We start from the raw sequence: 20,556 nt of genomic DNA on the forward strand, positions 1-20,556 counted from the left end.
CGGTGCCTGGAGTTCTTTTTTTTGTCGCATGGTAATTTGTTTATCACGATTACTTCTTCAAATCCTCAATCGAGCTGATGTCTACATAGGAAGGGACAACCAGTCCGGTTTTCACGCCGGTCATGTTGGCTCCGAGATCTTCGACTTTGTCTTTGAACTTATCCATGTAGTCTGCGTGAGTAAGCGGGAGCCATGCTGCGGCAGTGGCATCCACGTCACCATTTGCGACACCGGTCCACATCGGTCCAGCCTCTACCTGAAGGGCAGTAACCTTGTAACCAAGCTTACTCTGCAGCACATATTGAAGCAGATTCGTGCTGGCGATTTCCGAATCCCAAGCTACATAGCTCAGCTTCAATGCTTTGCCGTCCACGGGCTTCAGATCCTTGATCCATTCATTCACGCGGTCAGCATGCTCATCGGCCCATTTCTTGGCTGCATCCTCGGGCTTTGCGCCTTCTTCAATCGCGGTCATGATTTCACCCATTTCATCGGATGTCCATTCGAAGCGGTCTAGAAAAGCATACGCAGTTGGATCATCTTCTTTAAGTCCTTTACGGGCAATGGTGTGAATTTCCTCTGCGTCACCGTATACCTTTTTCGGATCATCGAGATACTTAAGATCATACTTGGAGAACATCCAGTGCGGCGTCCAACCGGTGATGATAATCGGTTTTTTATTCTTGATATCCTTGGCCAGAGTGGCCGTCATTGCAGCGCCGGAGCCTTCGATCAGCTTCCAGTCGGATAAGTCATATTCTTGAATGGCTTTATTCGTTGCCTTCATGATGCCGGCTCCCGGGTCAATGCCGATAATTTCATGTTTTACTTGTTTACCGAAAGATTCCGTGCTACTTCCATCTTGCGATGTGTCACTCGCACTGCTGTTTGTGTTGCAGGCAGAGAGCATCAGTACTCCGGCGAGTCCGAGCAGTGTCATCCATTTACCTTGTTTTTTCATTCTTATCTTCCCCTTTTTTTATCGGATTTGAATAAGCGTTGAGTAAAACGATCAAGTACAATGGCCAAAATAACAACAACCAGACCAGCTTCAAAGCCTTTACCAATCTGCAGCTGGGTCACCGCACGGTACACTTCCGCACCGATGCCCTGCGCACCGATCATGGAAGCAATAACGACCATGGACAGCGACAGCATAATCGTCTGGTTCACACCAGCCATCAGTGTAGGCAAAGCCAGCGGCAGCTGCACTTTGAAGAGCTTCTGGCCTGAAGTGGAGCCGAAGGCATCGGCTGCTTCCGTCAATTCTCCAGACACCTGCTGAATGCCTAGCAGCGTCAGGCGTATCGTCGGCGGTATCGCAAAAATGACTGAGGCAATGACGCCCGGCACGACACCCAGACTGAAGAAGGTAACGGCAGGAAGCAGATATACGAACGCCGGCATCGTCTGCATGAAATCAAGCAGGGGCGTAATGATCCGGGACGCACCTTTACTGTAAGCGCACCAGATGCCAAGCGGGATACCAAGCACAACGGAAATGAGTGCTGAAGTAATAACGAGGCTCAGCGTATCCATCGTTTGGGACCAGTAGCCCAAATTATAGATCAGCAGGAAGCCGATTACGGAGAACAGGGTCAGCGATAATCGTCCGACCAGGAAGGCTAGTATTCCCAGAATGATAATGAAGAGAAAAGGATGAGGCAGCATAAACAGCCAGGTGAAGCCTTTGACAATGCCCTCAATGACAGCGGAAATAATATTAAATAGAACCGTCAGATGATCCTCCATCCAGTTGACCAGCGTCTGAACCCATTCATCCAGTGGTATTTTCTGCATCCGGAATCACCTCCTTCGAGCTATTTTCTCCCGCAAGGGCGCCGAGCACAGCTCCGCGGACAATGACGCCAAGGAGACGGTTCTGGTCATCAACAACTGCAAGTGGTACTTTGGCCAAGCTGGTGATTTCGAAAAGCTCATTAATAACGACATCCGGTTGTACCCGCGGACCGTCTACAATCAGGATATCCTCCAGTGATTGTCCGACCCGCATGGCGGCCGAAGCGTCTTCAGCCGTAATGACACCAAGCATGCGTTTGGCACGGTCTACGACAAATAGATTGGAAATGCCTCGTTCACGCATGAGTTCAAGGGCGACACGAGGACCACGGTCCGCCATAATCGTCTCTGGGCGGCGCATGACATGCGAAGCCGTGAGGACCTTCGAAAGATCGACATCTTCAACAAAGCGTTCTACATAAGCATTGGCCGGCTGGGTCAAAATCTCCTCAGGCGTTCCGACCTGTACGACAGATCCGTCCTTCATCAGCGCAATCCGGTCGCCAATCCGAAGTGCCTCATCCAGGTCATGAGTAATGAAGATAATGGTCTTCTTCATCTTCTCCTGCAAATCGAGAAGCTCATCCTGCATATCCCGCCGGATCAATGGATCGAGGGCGCTGAAGGCCTCATCCATGAGCAGAATCTCGGGGTCATTCGCCAGGGCTCTGGCGAGTCCTACCCGCTGCTGCATCCCGCCGCTCAGCTCATCGGGGCTTTTATCTCCCCAGCCTTTTAGTCCGACCAGCTCGAGTGATTTCGCAGCTTTATCACGCCGCAGCTTCTTATCTTTCTTCTGGACTTCCAGGCCGTATTCTACATTTTCCAGAACCGTGCGGTGGGGAAACAGCGCGAATTTTTGAAAGACCATGCTGATGGTCTGGCGGCGCACCTTTCGAAGCTGTTCCTTGTTCATTTTCATTAAGTCCTTGCCATGTACCAGAATTTCTCCTGACGTAGGCTCAATGAGGCGGTTCAGCATACGAACGAGTGTAGACTTGCCGCTGCCGGATAACCCCATGATGACGAAAATTTCGCTTTCCTCGATGCTCAAACTGACACGATTCACACCGACGGTTACGGATTTTTCTTTTGCTATTCTTTCTTTAGTCCAACCTTGCTCGAGAAGCTCCACGCAGGAGTCTGCATGCGCTCCGAACAATTTACTTACCTTTTGAAGCTGTAAGATGGACAAATCAATCCCCCCTTATCAACCATTTCTAAATGAATCAAGAACATACCCCTATTCCGTTGATGATTCGTGTACCGACGTATAAGCGACGTTTAACAGTGTAACAAACTAATAATATCGTATCAAACGTTTTAACCGTATGTAAAGAACGTACAGAAAAAACTGTACGGTATAATCCTCCGGTTTCCTGCCCGATGCTCCAAATTGCAGCTTCTGAAGCTTCTTTACTTTTAAAAGTGGTTTTTCTACAATAGACGATGTAGGTTGTTGCCTTCAGATTTTGTCTGATATTGGGATTACCTGCTGAAAACATTCGAAGAATGGCTGAACATAAGGAGGTTGCAAGCATGGGCTTGGACCCGGTGAAGGAAGAACAGAACGCTGCGCTTCATAAAATGCGTAAGCGTGTTATAGAATCGATTGGACGAAATATGGACTTATACGGTATATCCTTATCGACAGGACATCTTTACGGTCTGTTATTTTTTGCGGATAAACCAATGACGCTTGATGAGATGGGCAGCGAAATGAAAATGAGCAAAACCAGCATGAGTACGGGCGTCCGGACGCTGCTGGATTTGAAAATGGTGAACAAGGTATGGGAAAAGGGCTCGCGCAAGGATCTGTACGAGGTTGAATATGACTGGTACCAGACCTTTACCGACTTTTTCGACATCAAGTGGAGAAAGTCGGTGGAGGCCAATATTTTGGTTCTCCGGAAGTCCATGGACGAAATTGATAAAATAGCTAATGAATACGCGGAAGATCCAGAGATGACGGATATGCTGCAAAAGGACAAGGCCAAGCTGCGGGATGCGTACGCTTACTACGAATGGCTGGACAGGCTGATCGATACCTTTGAAAACGGCGACATTTACAAGCTGGTTCCGAAGGAACCGCCTGCGAAGGAATAAGATGTAAAGGACCGGGATGCAATGCATCTGCGGTCTTTTTTTGTTCAACAGCAAAGCACCAGGGGCTTGAAACCTTTACCAGCTGACTGACGTCAAGAAGGATACAAGACTTTAAGGGGGACCAGAGTTGAGACCGAACCCGGTAAGAATGATGATCATGTTTGTGCTGCTCGCAATGATCTTCGGCTGCTCCGTTCAGCAGGAACCGCATGTGAACGAGACGCAGCCCCAGATGCCCAAGAAGACAGAGGAGCCTGCCGATACCGTTACAACTGTCAAAGGCGCGGATGTGATCGACATGCATGGCATGGTGGAGAACCGCGGGCAGCTTGATGCATTCGCAGGTCAAACAGAGGGCAAGCAGCGGCTTGTCCGGTATACGATTGAAGGCGATCCTATTTACTATGATTTAACGCATAAGGATGGCTATGTTGAACTGCGTGTGGACACGACTAAGGATAAATTCGGACAAGGGGAAGTTAGAACGTATAGCTGTGACAAGCTAAACCTCGAGGAAACGGATACGCTGATCCGTTATAAGCTGACAGGCTGTGTTGGGGAACAAAAGGAAATGGAGCTGCTGGAGATCCCATTTGACGTCAGTAAGCAGGACCGGTTCGAATTTGTGCTGAAGTACGGGCCGTCTGGGACGAACGAAATCAATACAGTGGATTACAAGCTTGTCAAAGATCTCGGGAACGACCAAATGGTGGAGGTCAGTGATTTTGGTATACCGGAACAGGATCGTCAGAAAATTTACAGGGAGCTCGTGCTTGCAGGCTATCTAAATAAGAAAAAGCTGTCTTCCACATGCAAGCAGCAGGATGGGGATCATTATAACTTAAACGTATTCATTAATGGAGGGAGTCGCCAATTCGAATGGAAATCATGTGATGAAAGAGTGGATGGCAGGCAGATGACAGCCGCTGTGAAGAAAATCATCGGGATTGTGCATGCGGGCTCGATATATCAGTCATTGCCTAAGACGCCGGCGGAACAAGGCAAATAGAGGATCCATCGAGTGGGGGCACCTTCGGGTGCTTTTTTATTTATGGATGATTTCTGGCTGTGGATATGCGAGTGGGGGGTGTATCCAGTATAGTATAGCTATAAACAAGAGAAGATAGGCGGGGATGACGTGGCAGCGAACATACTGCTTGTAGAGGATGACGCTTCAATTGGCGAGATGGTAGAGAGCTATTTGACGATGGAAGGCTTTCAAGTGGTTCATGCGAAGGACGGAGAAGAAGCGCTTGAGCGCTTTGGGGAGCGGGATTACAATTTGGTGCTGCTGGACATGATGCTTCCGAAGGTCAGCGGCATGGATTTTTTGAAAAAAATCAGGGAAAACAGCCATGTGCCGGTTCTCATCGTATCCGCAAAGGATGGGGAAGTAGACAAGGCGCTGGGACTGGGCTTTGGTGCTGATGATTATATAACGAAGCCGTTTTCCATGATTGAGCTGACGGCAAGGGTGAAGGCTGCTATTCGGCGGGCTACGGCTTATGTCAGCAATCAGCCAGCGGAGCAGAACAAGATCATGCGGGTACATGAGCTGGAGCTGGACCTGGATCATCTGACCGTGACCAAGAGAGGCGAGGAAATCAAGCTTACAGCCAAAGAGCTGCAAATCCTGAAGCTGTTCATGACCCATCCGAAAAAGGTTTTTACAAAGCAGCATATCTTTAACTCCGTCTGGAATGATGACTATTATGGCGATGAAAATGTGATCAATGTACATATGAGCCGGCTTCGTGAAAAGATTGAAGACAGTCCATCGGAACCGCAATATATCAAAACACTGTGGGGTATAGGTTATCGTTTGGGGGAATTTTAAGGTGACAGCCATTTTGCTTGTTTTGATTGGCATGCTGCTACTCCTCAATATATTGCAGTGGGTTTACCGAAAAAAAAGGGCTAATCAGCTCAGTTATATGATTGATAAGCTGGCCTCGATCATGGATTCGTCTCCGCAGGAGCAGCTGCTGCTTTTTACAGAGGATCGCGAATACCGCAGGCTGCTGAATGCCATCAACCGTTTGCTTTCGCAAAACAGGCAGTCCATTGCCGACTTTGCGCGCACAGAGAATGCGATGCGGCGGATGCTGGCGAATATATCGCATGATCTGAAGACGCCACTTACCGTAGTGCTGGGCTACATCGAAACTCTGAACAGACAGCCGGATCTTTCGTCTCCCGAAAGGGAGCGTCTATTAAACAAGGTGCATATGAAGGCCATAGAGATCGTGGAGCTGATTAACCGGTTTTTCGATTTGGCCAAGCTGGAATCGGGGGATAAGGAGATTCCGCTCACCCGCATACATATCAATGAAATGGCTAGAAACAGCATGCTCATGTTCTATGACATGATCGAATCCGAAGGGCTGCAGGCAGTCATTGATATTCCGGATACGCCGCTGTACGCCTGGGCAAATGAGGAGGCACTGAGCCGTGCACTGAACAATGTACTCAGCAATGCAGTCCGGTATGGTGCGCTGGGAAGGGTCATCGGCATGAACGTGCGCAGTAATGACGACAGGGTACTGATCGAGATTTGGGACAAGGGTAAAGGCATTCATGAGCAGGAACAGGCGCTTATTTTTGAACGGATGTACACGCTGGAGGATTCAAGAAACAAGAGCTTTCAGGGAAGCGGGCTCGGACTGACGATTACCAAACGGCTGGTTGAGCTCATGAGCGGGGAAATACGGGTAACCAGCAAGCCTCACGAACAGACCGTCTTTACGATCTCTCTGAAAAGGTTGTCTTGACGGAAAGCTCTCAGCTTAAGATATTCGTAAGAATTACGCAAGAAATAAGAAAATGTTGGCGGCTATACTGGGTTTAAGCAAGAACGAGAGGAGCAAGGGACGTATGAGCTATGTCGTCAGTACCCGCCAAGTAAGCAAAATATTTAAAGGTAAAGAAGTCGTCTCGGACGTCAGCATGAATATCCAGCGGGGTCAGGTTTACGGACTGCTTGGCCCGAACGGCGCCGGCAAAACGACCTTGATGAAGATGCTGCTTAATCTTGTGAAGCCGACCAGCGGCGAGATCGAAATGTTCGGGGAAAAGCTGATGCCAGGGTCGGTAGATCTGTTTAAGCGCATCGGCAGCATTATCGAATATCCGATCTTTTATGAGAAAATGACAGCCAAGGAAAATCTGGAGCTTCACTGTGAATATATGGGTTTTTACAATAAACATGCGATTCTTGAAGCGCTGGAGCTGGTGAATTTGACTTCCATCGACGACAAGGCAGTAGGCGATTTTTCGCTCGGTATGAAGCAGCGGCTCGGGATGGCCCGCGCGATCATAACCAAGCCCGAGCTGCTTATATTGGATGAGCCGATTAACGGACTCGATCCGGTGGGTATTAAGGAATTTCGGAGCTTGCTGCGAATGCTGAGCAAGGAATACCGGATGACGCTGCTGGTCTCCAGCCATTTGCTGAGCGAAATCGAGCAGGTTGCGGATACGATCGGCATCCTTCAAGGGGGCAGATTCATCCGCGAGGTATCCATGAATGACATGCGCAGCGAAAATACCGATTATATCGAAATCGTGACGCCTCATTGCAAAAAAGCTGCCTTTATCCTGGAAAACCAGCTTGGTGTGAGCAACTTCAAAATCATTGGCGATACGATGGTCCGGGTCTATGAGTCGCGCTGGACGCAGCAGGAGCTTACCAAAGCACTCGTGCTCAATGATGTCGAGATCGAATCCTTAAATCATAAGCACACATCGCTTGAGGAATATTTCATGCAGCAGATTGGCGGAGGTGAGAAGCATGCTTAAACTGATCCAGCTGGAGATGAAAAAACAGAAACTCGGATGGTATGTCAGAGGCGCGGGTATCGCGATCATCATTATTTCCTTTTTCATGTGGCTCATGCCATACGCGGAGGACAACGGAGAGCCTACCTTTACGAGCTATGCGGATGCCTTATCCATAGGGGGCCTTTTTGTCCGGGCCGTATTCATTGTGTTCGGCTCGGTGCTGCTCAGCAGGTTCATTATCGATGAATACAAAACCAAGACCGTAAGCGTGATGTTTACGTACCCGATTGCGCGCAAAAAGCTGATCATGGCGAAAATGCTGCTGATTCTTTTCCTGATCCTTGTCACGATGATTATCGCGACCGTTATTGTCAGCCTCGTATTTCTGGCCGTGAACAGCCATTATCATTTCCTTCCGGGTAAACCGGACGGGACCGTTCTCCTGCATATGGGCATCCAGCTCTTCATTCAGACGCTGTCCGCCGCAGGTATCAGCCTGATCCCTTTGTATTTCGGAATGCGCAAAAAATCCGTGCCGACTACAATCGTATCCTCCGTCATTCTCATGGGGCTGCTCAGCTCCAGCAACAAGGGCTATACGCTCAGCTCCAGCGTGACAATCCCTTTGATTCTGGGAATCATCGGCTTCCTGGTTGCATATCTTTCCTTCCGAAACGTGGATAAAGCCGATATTGTCTAATTCGATTCGAAAAAAGCACTCTTTCAATGGCAAATCTGCCGGAAAAGGGTGCTTTTTTTGTGCAATATAAGCCTAAATCTTCCGGAACAGCTGGATTCCTTTGTTATAAGCCTTACTGCACCGGATTTGCAGGCGTCGGTACGGCAGGCTCGCTGTCCCGCCCAAGCCTGCGGCTTGCCGTCTCTCTGCGTCCAGTAGCGGGTACATGGCTTGTAGCTTTGGCCAGACCGAACACGGGCATGTTGTTGTACACGGACTCGTAATTGCCTTTGGGTATGATGTACGTCTCGTGAAAAATGCCGACGGTCCCGTCCGTTCCGATGTTACGGTTAAAATCCCTCCAGGCCTTCAAGTGCTTCTGACCCTTCCTCGCGTAGTGCTCCAGCTGTTCAAAGGAATCCCAGTATTGAACCAGACAGACCCTGCGCCAGGAAAAATGCATATGACCTTCTTTAAAGCCAAGATCACGATTCATATACAATTCGCGGATCATGCCGGGCATGGCCATAAATACAGGGAGCCAGCGGTGGACTGCCCATAGTCGGTTAATCCGCATTCCGATCATAAATACCACGAATGAATCCTCCGTTTGCGCTGTATAGCGGCCTGGAACCACTTTTTCCATGAAGAACACTCCTTTTCATCCCAAAGGTTATTTTTCGATCAGCTTTAGATGAGTTTCATAAAAAGCCATGACATCCTTCGATCCGTATAATCGCGAGGTAAGAAATCCGCCGTAAAACGTACTGAACAGGAACGACACTGCCGCTTCAGTCTCAATGTCAGGCCTCAGCGTGGCGTCCTCCCGTGCCTCATTCATGCACTGGGTAAATAGCGCGAACATATCCGGACTCTTGGCGCCAGCCTCCTCGTTGCCCGGGAACAGGAGCATCACCTCGGCTTCGCTCAGCTTCGGCATGCTGCAGTGCATGTTCATTTCGGATAAAAAAGCGATCAGGCTGGGCATGATGCCTTCGTTCGATCGGGTATTGTCTGCGATGTTCTGCAGTATTAAGCGCATCGCATCAAATCCCCGAAGCTTACGCGAACCGATCTCGATGATGCGTCGGGTAAGCCACACCCGCATGTAATAAACAAGTAGATCTTCCTTTTTGCTGAAAAACTTGAAAAAGGTCACGCGGGAAACCCCCGCCATTCGGCAGATATCGTCAAGCAGCACGTCTTTGAACATACGGTTTTGGGTGAAGGATAGCCCGGCTTCATAGAGGGCAATTTTTGTTTTGGATTTTTTTAATTCCCGCAAAGGGATGTCGTTGATATTCATGTATATATGCCCCAATCATTAACTTATGTTAATAAATTAACTCGCGTTAACTTATTTTGTCAAGATAAAGTATTTATAATGTTCACATCTCTGATTTCTTAGAAAAGTTGTAAAAAAGTTCAACCTTTTGTGATCAAGAAATCAAAATTATACTTAATTCATGAAAGCGGATACAGACCTGACACAGCATGTTAAACAAACTTTGAAGCAAAGGACTTGATAAGCATGAGAATGATCTACCTGGATATTGACTCGCTCCGTCCGGATCATATGAGCTGCTATGGGTACCACCGAAAGACGACACCGAATCTGGACCGGATTGCTGCGGAAGGAATGCGGTTCGAGCGCTGTTATACCGTATCTTCTCCGTGTGTACCTTCGCGCGCAAGCTTTATGTCCGGCCGTTTTGGCGTTAATCACGGTGCGCTTACCCACTGGGGACCGGGCTGTGAATTCCAGTATCCGGAAGGGGATGGGCACAGCGAACGCATTCCTTTCTTTACACGCTATCTGCGCAAGGCAGGCATGAAGACGGTCACCTTCTCGACGTTTGGGGATCGGCATCACGCCTGGTGGTATTTTGCCGGCTGGAATGAGGTACACACCCATACGTTGAAGGAAGGAAACGAGAATGCGGACGAGGTGAACGCGGCCGTGATTCCCTGGCTTAAAGCCCACGGGAAGGAGGATGATTACTTTCTGCATATCCAGTACTGGGACCCGCACAGCTTTTATACGTATCCGAGAGCGTACATGGAGCAGTGGAAGGATTCGCCTGCCGGAGCCTTCCCGGATGAAGCGCAGATTGAAGCGCAGCAAAAGGACACCTTCCCGCGTTCAGCATCCTTTCTGCATTGGGGCGATCATTATCCGGAGACGATGCCGGGTGCTATCCGAAGCCGCGAGGATTTCAAGCATCTGATTGATGGTTATGACGGTGCCGTATCCTATATGGATTCTTTCGTGGGAGAATTAATGGATACGCTGCGGGAACTCGGCATCGAAGACGAAGTCTGCATCGTCGTCAGCGCGGATCATGCGGAATCGATGGGCGAGCAGGGGATCTATGTAGAGCATCCATGCGCGACGGAGGCGGTGCATCACATTCCGCTGATTATCAAGGCTCCGGGCATCGCGAAAGCAGGCGGAACCTATTACGGTTTCCTCTATAATGTGGACGCGATTGCCACGATTACCAACATGGCCGGGCTCCCGGTTCCAAGCGGCTGGGATGGAAAGTCGTATCTCCGAGCGCTCCAAGGCGTGGAAATGGAAGGCCGTGATTATCTGGTCATGGAGCATGCCTTGTATACATGTCAACGTTCGGTCCGCGACCCCAAGTGGTTCTTTTTAAGGACTTATCACACAGGACTCTACGACTTTGAAGAAGTGATTCTGTACGACATGGAGCAGGATCCGCATCAGACGCGGAATGTGGCTGCGGAGTACCCGGAGGTTGTGAGCCTCATGGAGCATCGCATCGCGAATTGGCTGCAGGAGCAGATGAATAAACCGGGATACAAGGCCGATCCCATGCAAAAGGTGATTGAAACAGGTCCTTATAAATACTTAACGGAAAACGACTGGGTGAGCCGTCTGCGCAGCAAAGGGTATGTGGAAGCTGCATCGAAGCTTCTCGGCCGGCGGACAGATGAGGGAATGAAGCCCGCGTACGAATTCTAATACAGCATGAATAAGAGGAGGGGCAATAACATGAACGCAAGCCGCATATCCACACGACTCATTACGCCGCTCTCGGTCATTTGCGGGATATTGATCTGGTATGCTTTATCCAAAATACCGAGCGTGGGCGCCATTATTACGGATCCGATCCGTATTACCAAAACGCTGTTCGCGGAAGCAAAGGCCGGAAGTCTCTGGACGAATATATCCGCCAGCATGCTGCGAGTACTCGGGGGCTTTGCTCTTGGGCTTGTCGTAGCCATACCTGTCGCGTTTGTCATGGGCTGGTATAAAAATATCAGGGCGGTTATCGAGCCATGGATCCAGTTTTTTCGTACCATTCCGCCGATCGCATTGATTCCGCTGGTCATTGTATCCCAAGGAATCGGGGAGTCAGCGAAGATCGCCGTCATTTTTATCGCTACCTTCCTGGTCATGGTTATCTCCATTTTCCAAGGTGTGCGCAACGTCGATCCAACGCTGATCAAAGCCGCACGGGTGCTGGGAGCAACCGACCGCCATATTTTCTTTGAAGTGGTGGTTCCGGCCTCATTTCCTTATATTCTGGTCGGTGTCCGGCTGGGTCTGGCCAGCGCCTGGACTACACTGGTTGCTGCGGAAATGACCGGAGCAAACAAGGGGCTTGGCAACATGATTATGGAAGCGAGTCTCTATTTCCGGATGGACCTTGTCATTATGGGTATTTTCGTCATCGGTGTGATTGGCCTCGCTATGGACAAAGGTGTACTCTATCTCGAAAGGAGACTGACAGGATGGCAGGAACTGCGCAAATCGTAACCCCGGGTATAGCCGCACTGGAACAGCCCAAGATCAAAATTGAGAATCTACGCAAGACATATGAGGTGCGAAGCGGTGAGGTCATCGCGCTGAATGATGCAAACCTGGACATTATGCCCAATGAATTCATCAGCGTGGTCGGACCCAGCGGCTGCGGCAAAACGACGCTGCTGAACATCATTGCCGGCTTGGAACAGGCCACCTCAGGCAGGGTAGAAGTGGATGGTAAGCTTGTTACCGGACCAGGGAAGGATCGGGGGGTCGTGTTTCAGCAGTATGCCCTGTTCCCTTGGAAAACGGTCATTAAAAACATCGAGTTTGGTCTGAAGCTGCGCGGATACAGCAAGGCCGAGCGGCGCGAGAAAGCGGAACAGTATCTGGAGTACGTGAACCTCAAGGATTTTGCCCATGCATACCCGAAGGAACTGTCCGGCGGTATGAAGCAGCGTGTCGCGATTGCACGGGCCTATGCAGTTCAGCCGGAGGTTCTGCTTATGGATGAGCCGTTCGGGGCGCTGGATGCCCAGACACGAGCACAGCTGCAGGAGGATCTGCTTAAGACATGGCAAACGGAGAAAAAGACCTGCTTCTTCATTACCCATGATGTGGAGGAGGCCGTCATTCTCGCCCAGCGTGTAGTCATCATGAGTGCAAGACCGGGCAGAATCAAGGAAATTATCGATGTGGATATTCCGTATCCACGGGATCAAACGACGAAGATGGATCCGAAATTTATCGAAATTAAGAATGAGATCTGGGCTAAGGTATACAAGGAGTATCTGGAAGTACAAAAATAAGAAATGCCAAGGGGGAAATGGTTGTTTATGAAAACAAATACCAAAAAAGGCTTTCGTGCTTCTCTTCTGTTATCTGTACTGATGTGTCTGACGCTGATGATGAGCGCCTGTGGTACCGGCAGCAAAACGGCTGCAGAGGAACCTGCTGGGGCGGCATCCGGGCAAGATGCTCCTAAGGAAACCAAGACTGACGCTCCCAAATCGCCTGTGAAAATCAACGTAGGATACATTCCCGATCTGAACGGGGCAGCACCGATTGTGGTGGCGGATGAAAAGGGATTTTTCAAGGATGCGGGCCTGAATGTCAACGCCGTTAAATTTCTGAGCGGTCCGCCTGAATTCCAGGCGATGGCTTCCGGTGATTTGGATATCGCCTACATTGGACCGGGCGCAACCTTCCTGGCTGCCCAAGGCCAGGGCAAAATTATCGCGCTGGCCAGTCTTGGCTTCGGTGATATGGTCTATGCGACCAAGAAATCCGGCATTCAGGATTGGAAGGATCTCAAAGGCAAAACCGTTGGAGTGCCAAAGGGAACCTCGGGTGAAATGATTCTGAACCTGGGCATTGAAAAGGGCGGACTCAAGCCATCGGATGTCAATATCGTCAACATTGACGTGGCTGGCGCGGTCTCCGCCTTCGTAGCGAACAAGGTAGATGCAGTGGCAATCTGGTCACCCTATACCAAGGAAATTGAGAAGCAGCTCGGCAAAGAGAATATCGTGAAGCTTGGGGATAACCGTACGTTCTACCCGGATTATGTATTCCCGGCAAGCTGGGTCGTAAATCCGAAGTTTCTGGAAGAAAAGCCTGAGGTCGTGCAGCAATTTCTAGAGGCATGGGTCAAAGCGAATGACTACAAAATCAAAAACGTGGATGAGACGATCTCCCTGACCTCCAAGTATACACAGGTTCCGGAGGATTCATTGAAAGAGCAGTATGAGACGATGGAATGGATTGAATCCTCCAAGATCGCAGAGTATATGAAGGATGGAACTAGCGTGAAATGGTTTGAGAATTTGGAGAAGATGTTCGTGGCGAACGGGAAAATGGCTGAAGTTGTACCAGGCGACAAGTTTATCGCCACCGAACCGTTTGTGAAAGCGCAGGAAGCAGCCGGCGGCAATTAAGGCTCGCCGCGCACCTTATGGATTAAATGAATGATATTCAGCTCACGGAGCAGGGAGATGACCTCCTTGCTCCGTTTTTTATTGAACTTTTTCAGGATGACGTTGATCTGCGACTTAATCGTGGAAATCTCCACCTGCCGCTGCTTGGCAATTTCGGAAGTTTTGCAGCCGCTGTATAGCAGCTGGATGATTTCAAGCTCGCTAGGCGTCAGCTGGGACAGGATCATAGTAGCTTGAAACAGGTTTTCCTGATTCTTGCGGATGCGTGTGAATTCACTTTTGATCTTGTTCGTGATTTCCGGATGCATTTGCGACATGCCTTCATGCGCGCTGCGGACCCGCTGGACGATTTCCTGATCCGGACGGGTCTTAAGCACGTAATCCACGGCTCCGGTCTCAAAGGCGCTGAAGATGGTTTCATCATCCTCATGAACCGTCAGGAAAACGATTCGGGCATGAGGGAACTCCTCCAAAATATGCTGCGCATAAATAATGCCGTCATGCTTGGCGTCCATTTCAATATCCATCAGCAGCACATCTGCGCCGATCGTCCGCATCAGCTGCAGGGCCTGCTTGCCGCTCGCGGCCTGTCCGGCGATCCGGATATCCCCATGCTTGCTCAGGATGGAGCAGAAATGTTCGCGCAGTACGTCTAAATCCTCAGCAACGATGACCTGGATAGGCGCTGTGTTCATCGCGATGTTCCTCCCTTAAGCTGTATGCTTTTGATAGATTGGCAAAACAATTTGAAAGGTGCTTCCAAAGTCGGGCTTGCTCTCGACATGAATACGCCCGTCATGACCGTGCACGATCTGCTTGGCGTAGGATAGACCTACACCCCAGTTGCGGGTCGTATTTTTACTCGTGACAAACGGGTCGAAGATGGCCTGCAGCTGTTCCTTTTCCATGCCGCAGCCGTTGTCCGTCACGCTGATAATATTGAAATTGCCTTCAGGATAGGAAGTGATCTGGATTATGCCGCGCTTTTCCTCCGGAATGGCTTCCGCCGCGTTGGTCAGAATATTGTAAATCGCCTCGGACAGATGAGCTTGATCGGCCAAAATGGTGATGCCCATGACCTCATCAAACCTTGTACGGATTTCCAGCGACCTTGAACTTGGATTGAACCGGCTCAGTACTCCCTCCATCAGCTCGCACACGGGTACGGAACGCAGCTGCAGATGGGTGGTTTTGATGGAACGGTACAGCTGATCCAGGCGCTCGAGCGTCTCGGACACGACGGTGTTGGCCTTGTCCAGCGGCTCTTTACCCGTGCCGATGCCATTTTTATCAACAGAAGGATTCTGCTTGGCCTGATTCAGCAGCACCTGAATAATGAGCAGCTGATTTTTAATTCCATGTGTGAATACCTTGATTCCCATATCCGCCGTTTTCAGCTTGCGCTCCAGCATCAGGGTTTCCTCGCCCATTTTCTTCTCAATATCGGTGTACCGCCAAATGGAGAAGAGGCTGATGGTGGATAGAATCCCTGTAATGCCGATCCCGAGATACCACTCAAACAGGGTCAGCGGCGGATTGAAGTTGGAGAAGTCGGAGTACAGTACATAATAAGTGCGGACATCCGTGACCTGCATTGGCCCCATAAAACCCAGATAAAAATAAAACAGAACCAGCGCAAATACGCCGTAGAGAATATGCTTGATCTGCTTTTTCAGCCACGGAATCGTGACATGGGAATAATAGTAGACGATAAGTGAAGTGGCGTAGAGAGCTGATATAACAAGCCACCCGCGGGTAATAAAGCTGATGATGTAAGTGCCTCTCGGACTGAGCAAGCTGAGCATGGGCTTATAGATGACAGGATCGTAAAAAATGATATTGATTAGAGGTAAAATGGCATGAAGCGACAATACCAGAAAACGGTGCTTCATCTGATTATTGTAGAAGAGAGACAGGGACAGACCTATAAATCCGAAGATGAACAGAGATCTGCCGATCGTAATCATACGGCTGACGCCATCGATGCTGATCGGAGAATGGAGCAGCATGTTGCGGATCATGTCATTGAAAAAGAGCACGATGTTGACGCGGTAATAGAATCCGCCGTATTTGGCGATAAACAGGACGAGTCCGGACATACTGAGGAACCAGCCAAGCAAAATAATCGACATCCAGTAGACGGACGGATTCCGGGCTTTGGCGATAAACATAATAATCATGGCCGACATCAGGAGGATCAGTAGAATCGTCATATCTGCAAAGCTCCTTTGATGGGTCTATTAAGTATGGCTTCTATCTGTAGTAGTGGGTTGGCGCAGAGCCGAAATAGCGGTGAAATGCCCGTGAAAATGAAGCGGTGTCCGAATATCCCAGACTCAGGGCCGTTTCCAGAACCGAGTGTCCTTGCTTCAGCATCAGGAGTGCTTTGTCCATTTTCAGCCGCTTCAGATACAGAGTGGGCGTGGTGCCAACGCGTTCGGTGAATATTTTCGAAAAATAAGAGCGATGCACCCCCACATACGCCGCGGCATCCTGTACGGTAATATCCTCGGTAAAGTGGGTATCCATATAATTTTTACTGTCCTCGATCCATTGGTCCGGCTTGGTTGGAATGCTGCTCTCCGGCTCAGTTGGAAGCAGCTGGCTCAACAGCCGATAGAGCAAAATAGAGCGGTTCAACCGATCATGCACTGAACTTCCTGTTCCGGTATGAAGCAGCTGCTCGAAGGCGAGCAGAAACTCTCGGGTCACTTTTTGCGATACATAAGGTAAGGATTCAACGAGTGGGATCGAGGCGAGAATGAAGGGGGCCTGTTTTCCTTGAAAAGCAACCCATCCCATGCGCAGCTTGTCCGGGTCCGGATGAATACGGTACGTGTAAGTATGTTCGGGGAATAGACAGAACATATCGCCCTTATGCAAAATAACGGTCTGTTCACCTGTGTTTAGCTCTACAGCACCTGACTTTACAAAATGCAAACTATAGTAGGGTACCATTCGCGGTCCGGCATGGTAATCCGGCTTGGCTTCATTCACACCCGCATGAATGGGCCAGAGCCCCCCGCTTTTGTCATATTCATCAGGGTTGAAATGGGTAGCGTTATAGTACTCTTCAGCCCGCTCCTGCAAGGATGTATCTCCTTTCATAATACATGAATTTGCCTGAATTGTACCATACATCCTGACAAAATGTTAAAGATATGTAACTTGCGATCATTGTTGAACGGCCTTGCCGGCAGATAAGATGATAGAAACGAACCCAGCAAAGGATGAAATGATATGCCAAAGCCCAACATTTTACTTATTACAAGCGATCAGCAGCATTGGGACACCATCGGTGCATTTAACCCGGAAATATCAACGCCTCATTTGGATCGTATGGTTAAGGAGGGGGCTGCGTTTACGAGAGCGTACTGTCCGAACCCGACCTGCACGCCTTCACGGTCATCGATCATTACGGGCAAGTATCCAAGCCAGCATGGAGCATGGACGCTGGGGACGAAGCTGCCGGAAGAAGAAGTAACCGTCGGGGATTTGCTGCAGGAAGAAGGCTACCGGACGGCATTGGTAGGGAAGGCGCACTTTCAGCCTGTCTTTACCAAGGAGCCTTACACGTCGCTGGAGGGGCGCGATAAGCTTCATGATTTTGAATTCTGGCGTGATTTTCATGGTCCCTTTTATGGCTTCGAGCATATTGAACTGCTGCGAAATCACACCAATGAATATCTGGTGGGCCAGCATTACGCGCTTTGGATGGAAGAAAAGGGCTGCGAGAATTGGCGTGACTATTATACGGCTCCGACCGGTACCATGGATGAATCGATTCAATTCTCCTGGGCGATCCCTGAAGAATTCCATTACAATACATGGATTGCGGAGCGTTCCAATCAGCTCATAGAGGAGTACAGCGCGGAGGAAGAACCATTTATGCTATGGGCCAGCTTTCCGGATCCACATCCGCCTTATCTCGTGCCAGAGCCGTGGGCAAACATGTATGATCCGGATCAATTGACGGTGCCGCAGGTTGTACCTGGTGAGCATGATCATAACCCGCCGCATTTTCAAATGACCCAGCAAAGAAATCCTGACTTTTCAGAATATAAGGAAACAGGCTATGGTATTCATGGTTATCATTCACATCTGGGCATGACGGATGAGGAGCATCGGAAAGCAGTCGCCACGTATTACGGGATGGTCAGCTTTATGGATGAAGCGATCGGCAGGATTCTAAACAAGCTGGATGAACTCGGAATCGCTGATCATACCATTGTCATCTTTACGACCGATCACGGGCATCTGTTCGGCCAGCACGGCATGATGTTCAAGGGCGGCTTTCATTATGAAGATTTGCTGCGGCTTCCTTTCATCGTGAGATATCCAGGACAAACACCTGCCGGCGTGGTCTCGGATTCCATTCAATCGCTGGTTGATCTGGCCCCGACCTTTCTGCGGTTTGCAGGTGCCATCCCGCCTCATGACATGACAGGCGTGGACCAGTCCGCAGTTTGGCTTGCCCCGGAGAAGGCCGTCCGCGATCATGCAATTTGCGAATTCCGGCATGAACCGACTACGATTCATCAGAAGACCTATGTGGGTCAGCGTTACAAAATTACAGTTTATTACAACCAGACTTACGGGGAACTCTTCGATCTTGAGGAGGATCCGCAAGAGATTCATAACCTATGGGATCAGGAAGAATATCAATCTCTGAAAATGGAGCTGCTGATGAAGTATATATGGGCGGAGCTGGGCAAGGAACCGATGCCAATGCCGCGCGTATCCCATGCGTAGCCACCTAAGCTGATCATAATGCGCCGCCATGCCTGCATGCAGGATGGTGGCTTTTTCTTATGGAAACGAGCAAAATCCTCAATTAAGAAAATCGTAAGAAAGAAGAAAGAGAAACGATAAATTCATTTTATACAATGTTGGCATGGGTTTCAGGTTTTCCACCGTCTAACTAAATAGACAGATGTCCTGCGGGGTTAAGCAGGTTTACTGAGGAAAACCAAATTTCGAATAGAAAGATGTGACCAATATTGAATATGTTAGCTTCCATTTCAAAAGCAAGTGCTCAGTCGGTTTGGATGGCCTGGGAGTCGGTCTTTGATCAAATTACGAAATTGCGGAGTGTTTCCATGAAGAAATTTGGTATCTGCAAGCTGGTCATCCGGCGGCATCATGGAAAAAGCGTAGAATGTCATGACGGACATTGGATTCATTCCGGAGATTGGGTGGGGGAGCTTCATCTGGATAACCGCCAGGTGCTGGAGCTATCCAGAGAAGTCGGGCCTGACCGCGCTGCGCTGCTGACTGCCAGAATGCTGCGGCGTTCGATGAAGCAGATCAGCCATGCGATGGAAACCGACCCCGAGCTTGCCCAAGTAAAGGCTCTAACGGGAATTACCCTGCTGCACCGGGGCATCATTCATGGTCTCGGCTTTGAGCTTCATCCGCTGGATTCCAAGGGGTTCCGGATGTTCTCCACCTATTATTTGCGTTTGCTGCTTCGAGTATTGCATCCGGTAGGCCGGACACGTATGAAGCAAAACACTCCTAAGCTCGTTCCTAAAATGCTGATGATGACACGGCAGTCGCTGTTCTTGCGATATAACAAGGAAGCGGCAGCATGAGTCTTTTGATGATGAAGCTGTTACTGCTGTTTGTCCTTATATATATGATTATTCCCTATGTGATCACGCGGATATTGGGGATTGGCGTCACGATTCGCGGCCGGACTGGCAGGCAGATCGCTTTAACCTTTGATGATGGTCCCCATCCGCTGTACACGCCAAGACTGCTGGATTTGCTGAAACGAAAAGGGATCAAGGCAACCTTCTTCGTGCTTGGGAGCAAAGCGGAGCAGTATCCGGAACTGATAAGACGCATTTACATGGAGGGGCATCAGATAGGTATTCATAATTATACGCATCTTCCCAATTGGCTCATGAGCCCGCGGCGTATCCGGGAGATGCATGTTCAGCGGACCGCGGACATCGTCGAACGGATTACGGGCGAGCGGCCGACGTTTTACCGTCCTCCATGGGGAATTTTGAATGTAGGCGATTTATTCACACTGCGAAAAACATACCGGATCATGCTCTGGTCGGTGATGGGGCGGGACTGGGGAAAGGCTCGAAAGAGCAAACCGCTGAAGGAGCGGATTCTATGCCAGCTTGAGGCAGGATCCATCATTTTGCTGCATGACAGCGGCGATACATGGGGAGCCGTACCTGATGCTCCGGGACGGATGATCGCAAGCCTCGAAGAAGTCCTTGAGGATGTTCGCTTCCAGGGTTATAAATGCGTGCGAGCCGATGAGCTTCTGCAAAATGCGCATGGCGCGCGCAGCGAGTTGTCGGATGGCCTTCGGGTGGGTTGATACATGGAGAAGACCTATGAACAAAGAGCATGAGTTTTTGCGATGAAGAGATGTTTATTATTAAGGAGTACAGCCTCACGAAATGTTGAGGTTGTACTTTTTATTTTGCCTATTTACAAATGGTAAATGGTGGATT

Annotated in this window: 21 protein-coding genes; 13 read left to right on the forward strand and 8 right to left on the reverse strand. The window is 49.6% G+C overall.

Annotation, left to right across the window (positions count from 1 at the left end; genetic code table 11):
* Window positions 1–49 precede the first annotated feature (49 nt).
* From E6W40_RS00880 to E6W40_RS00890, 3 genes are read right to left on the reverse strand one after another with little or no spacing between them, the layout of a single operon-like run.
* Window positions 50–961, reverse strand: a complete 912-nt coding sequence (locus E6W40_RS00880; protein WP_136603752.1) for a glycine betaine ABC transporter substrate-binding protein — start codon at window positions 959–961, stop codon at window positions 50–52.
* A gap of 2 nt (window positions 962–963) precedes the next feature.
* Window positions 964–1,800, reverse strand: coding sequence for an ABC transporter permease (locus tag E6W40_RS00885; protein ID WP_136603753.1), 837 nt, complete (start codon window positions 1,798–1,800; stop codon window positions 964–966).
* Window positions 1,778–2,995: a quaternary amine ABC transporter ATP-binding protein gene (locus tag E6W40_RS00890; RefSeq protein WP_136603754.1), complete on the reverse strand. Its 1,218-nt coding sequence runs from the start codon at window positions 2,993–2,995 to the stop codon at window positions 1,778–1,780. Before E6W40_RS00890 ends, E6W40_RS00885 begins: the two co-directional genes overlap by 23 nt.
* A gap of 344 nt (window positions 2,996–3,339) precedes the next feature.
* On the opposite strand from E6W40_RS00890, the gene E6W40_RS00895 reads away from it, so the two are divergent.
* From E6W40_RS00895 to E6W40_RS00920, 6 genes are all read left to right on the forward strand, one after another.
* Entirely contained in the window at window positions 3,340–3,906 is a 567-nt protein-coding gene (locus tag E6W40_RS00895) for a GbsR/MarR family transcriptional regulator (protein WP_136603755.1), read from the forward strand.
* A gap of 127 nt (window positions 3,907–4,033) precedes the next feature.
* Entirely contained in the window at window positions 4,034–4,915 is an 882-nt protein-coding gene (locus tag E6W40_RS00900; RefSeq protein ID WP_136603756.1) for a DUF4362 domain-containing protein, read from the forward strand.
* 129 nt (window positions 4,916–5,044) lie between these two features.
* Window positions 5,045–5,743, forward strand: a complete 699-nt coding sequence (locus tag E6W40_RS00905; RefSeq protein ID WP_136603757.1) for a response regulator transcription factor — start codon at window positions 5,045–5,047, stop codon at window positions 5,741–5,743.
* Between the two features lies 1 nt (window position 5,744).
* On the forward strand, window positions 5,745–6,677 hold the full coding sequence (locus E6W40_RS00910) for a sensor histidine kinase (protein ID WP_136603758.1): 933 nt from the start codon (window positions 5,745–5,747) through the stop codon (window positions 6,675–6,677).
* A 103-nt stretch (window positions 6,678–6,780) separates the two neighbouring features.
* A complete protein-coding gene (locus tag E6W40_RS00915; RefSeq protein ID WP_136603759.1) occupies window positions 6,781–7,704 on the forward strand; it encodes an ATP-binding cassette domain-containing protein in 924 nt (307 codons plus the stop codon).
* Window positions 7,697–8,386: an ABC transporter permease gene (locus E6W40_RS00920; protein ID WP_136603760.1), complete on the forward strand. Its 690-nt coding sequence runs from the start codon at window positions 7,697–7,699 to the stop codon at window positions 8,384–8,386. Before E6W40_RS00915 ends, E6W40_RS00920 begins: the two co-directional genes overlap by 8 nt.
* A 112-nt stretch (window positions 8,387–8,498) precedes the next feature.
* Here the strand turns inward: E6W40_RS00920 and E6W40_RS00925 are convergent, their stop codons facing one another.
* Both E6W40_RS00925 and E6W40_RS00930 read right to left on the reverse strand, forming a co-directional pair.
* Entirely contained in the window at window positions 8,499–9,011 is a 513-nt protein-coding gene (locus E6W40_RS00925) for a DUF4188 domain-containing protein (RefSeq protein WP_136603761.1), read from the reverse strand.
* A 27-nt stretch (window positions 9,012–9,038) separates the two neighbouring features.
* Window positions 9,039–9,671: a TetR/AcrR family transcriptional regulator gene (locus tag E6W40_RS00930; RefSeq protein WP_136603762.1), complete on the reverse strand. Its 633-nt coding sequence runs from the start codon at window positions 9,669–9,671 to the stop codon at window positions 9,039–9,041.
* 225 nt (window positions 9,672–9,896) lie between these two features.
* On the opposite strand from E6W40_RS00930, the gene E6W40_RS00935 reads away from it, so the two are divergent.
* The 4 genes from E6W40_RS00935 to E6W40_RS00950 are packed head-to-tail and all read left to right on the forward strand — an operon-like array spanning window position 9,897 to window position 14,077.
* Complete coding sequence (locus tag E6W40_RS00935) at window positions 9,897–11,354, forward strand: sulfatase family protein (RefSeq protein WP_136603763.1); 1,458 nt, start codon at window positions 9,897–9,899, stop codon at window positions 11,352–11,354.
* Between the two features lie 30 nt (window positions 11,355–11,384).
* The gene (locus tag E6W40_RS00940; RefSeq protein ID WP_136603764.1) at window positions 11,385–12,152 is read left to right on the forward strand and encodes an ABC transporter permease; all 768 of its coding nucleotides are present in this window, start codon (window positions 11,385–11,387) and stop codon (window positions 12,150–12,152) included.
* Window positions 12,128–12,949, forward strand: a complete 822-nt coding sequence (locus E6W40_RS00945) for an ABC transporter ATP-binding protein (protein ID WP_136603765.1) — start codon at window positions 12,128–12,130, stop codon at window positions 12,947–12,949. Before E6W40_RS00940 ends, E6W40_RS00945 begins: the two co-directional genes overlap by 25 nt.
* 27 nt (window positions 12,950–12,976) lie before the next feature.
* Window positions 12,977–14,077 carry an aliphatic sulfonate ABC transporter substrate-binding protein gene (locus E6W40_RS00950; RefSeq protein ID WP_168928786.1) on the forward strand — a complete coding sequence of 367 codons (1,101 nt, stop codon included), beginning with the start codon at window positions 12,977–12,979 and terminating at the stop codon, window positions 14,075–14,077.
* Here the strand turns inward: E6W40_RS00950 and E6W40_RS00955 are convergent.
* The 3 genes from E6W40_RS00955 to E6W40_RS00965 are packed head-to-tail and all read right to left on the reverse strand — an operon-like array spanning window position 14,074 to window position 17,167.
* A complete protein-coding gene (locus E6W40_RS00955) occupies window positions 14,074–14,772 on the reverse strand; it encodes a response regulator transcription factor (protein ID WP_136603767.1) in 699 nt (232 codons plus the stop codon). The genes E6W40_RS00950 and E6W40_RS00955 overlap by 4 nt on opposite strands.
* Before the next feature lie 15 nt (window positions 14,773–14,787).
* On the reverse strand, window positions 14,788–16,290 hold the full coding sequence (locus tag E6W40_RS00960; protein ID WP_136603768.1) for a sensor histidine kinase: 1,503 nt from the start codon (window positions 16,288–16,290) through the stop codon (window positions 14,788–14,790).
* 40 nt (window positions 16,291–16,330) lie between these two features.
* Entirely contained in the window at window positions 16,331–17,167 is an 837-nt protein-coding gene (locus E6W40_RS00965) for an AraC family transcriptional regulator (RefSeq protein WP_168928787.1), read from the reverse strand.
* 150 nt (window positions 17,168–17,317) lie between these two features.
* Here E6W40_RS00965 and E6W40_RS00970 point away from each other — a divergent pair, with 150 nt between their 5' ends.
* The 3 genes from E6W40_RS00970 (at window position 17,318) to E6W40_RS00980 (ending at window position 20,420) form a co-directional block, all read left to right on the forward strand.
* Window positions 17,318–18,829: a sulfatase family protein gene (locus E6W40_RS00970; protein WP_136603770.1), complete on the forward strand. Its 1,512-nt coding sequence runs from the start codon at window positions 17,318–17,320 to the stop codon at window positions 18,827–18,829.
* Window positions 18,830–19,083: 254 nt separating this feature from the next.
* On the forward strand, window positions 19,084–19,671 hold the full coding sequence (locus E6W40_RS00975) for a YkoP family protein (RefSeq protein WP_168928964.1): 588 nt from the start codon (window positions 19,084–19,086) through the stop codon (window positions 19,669–19,671).
* Complete coding sequence (locus E6W40_RS00980) at window positions 19,668–20,420, forward strand: polysaccharide deacetylase family protein (RefSeq protein ID WP_136603772.1); 753 nt, start codon at window positions 19,668–19,670, stop codon at window positions 20,418–20,420. Before E6W40_RS00975 ends, E6W40_RS00980 begins: the two co-directional genes overlap by 4 nt.
* The last annotated feature ends 136 nt before the right edge of the window (window positions 20,421–20,556 follow it).

It is taken from the genome of Paenibacillus dokdonensis, from assembly GCF_004916975.1.
Lineage (GTDB): Bacteria > Bacillota > Bacilli > Paenibacillales > Paenibacillaceae > Paenibacillus_AQ > Paenibacillus_AQ dokdonensis.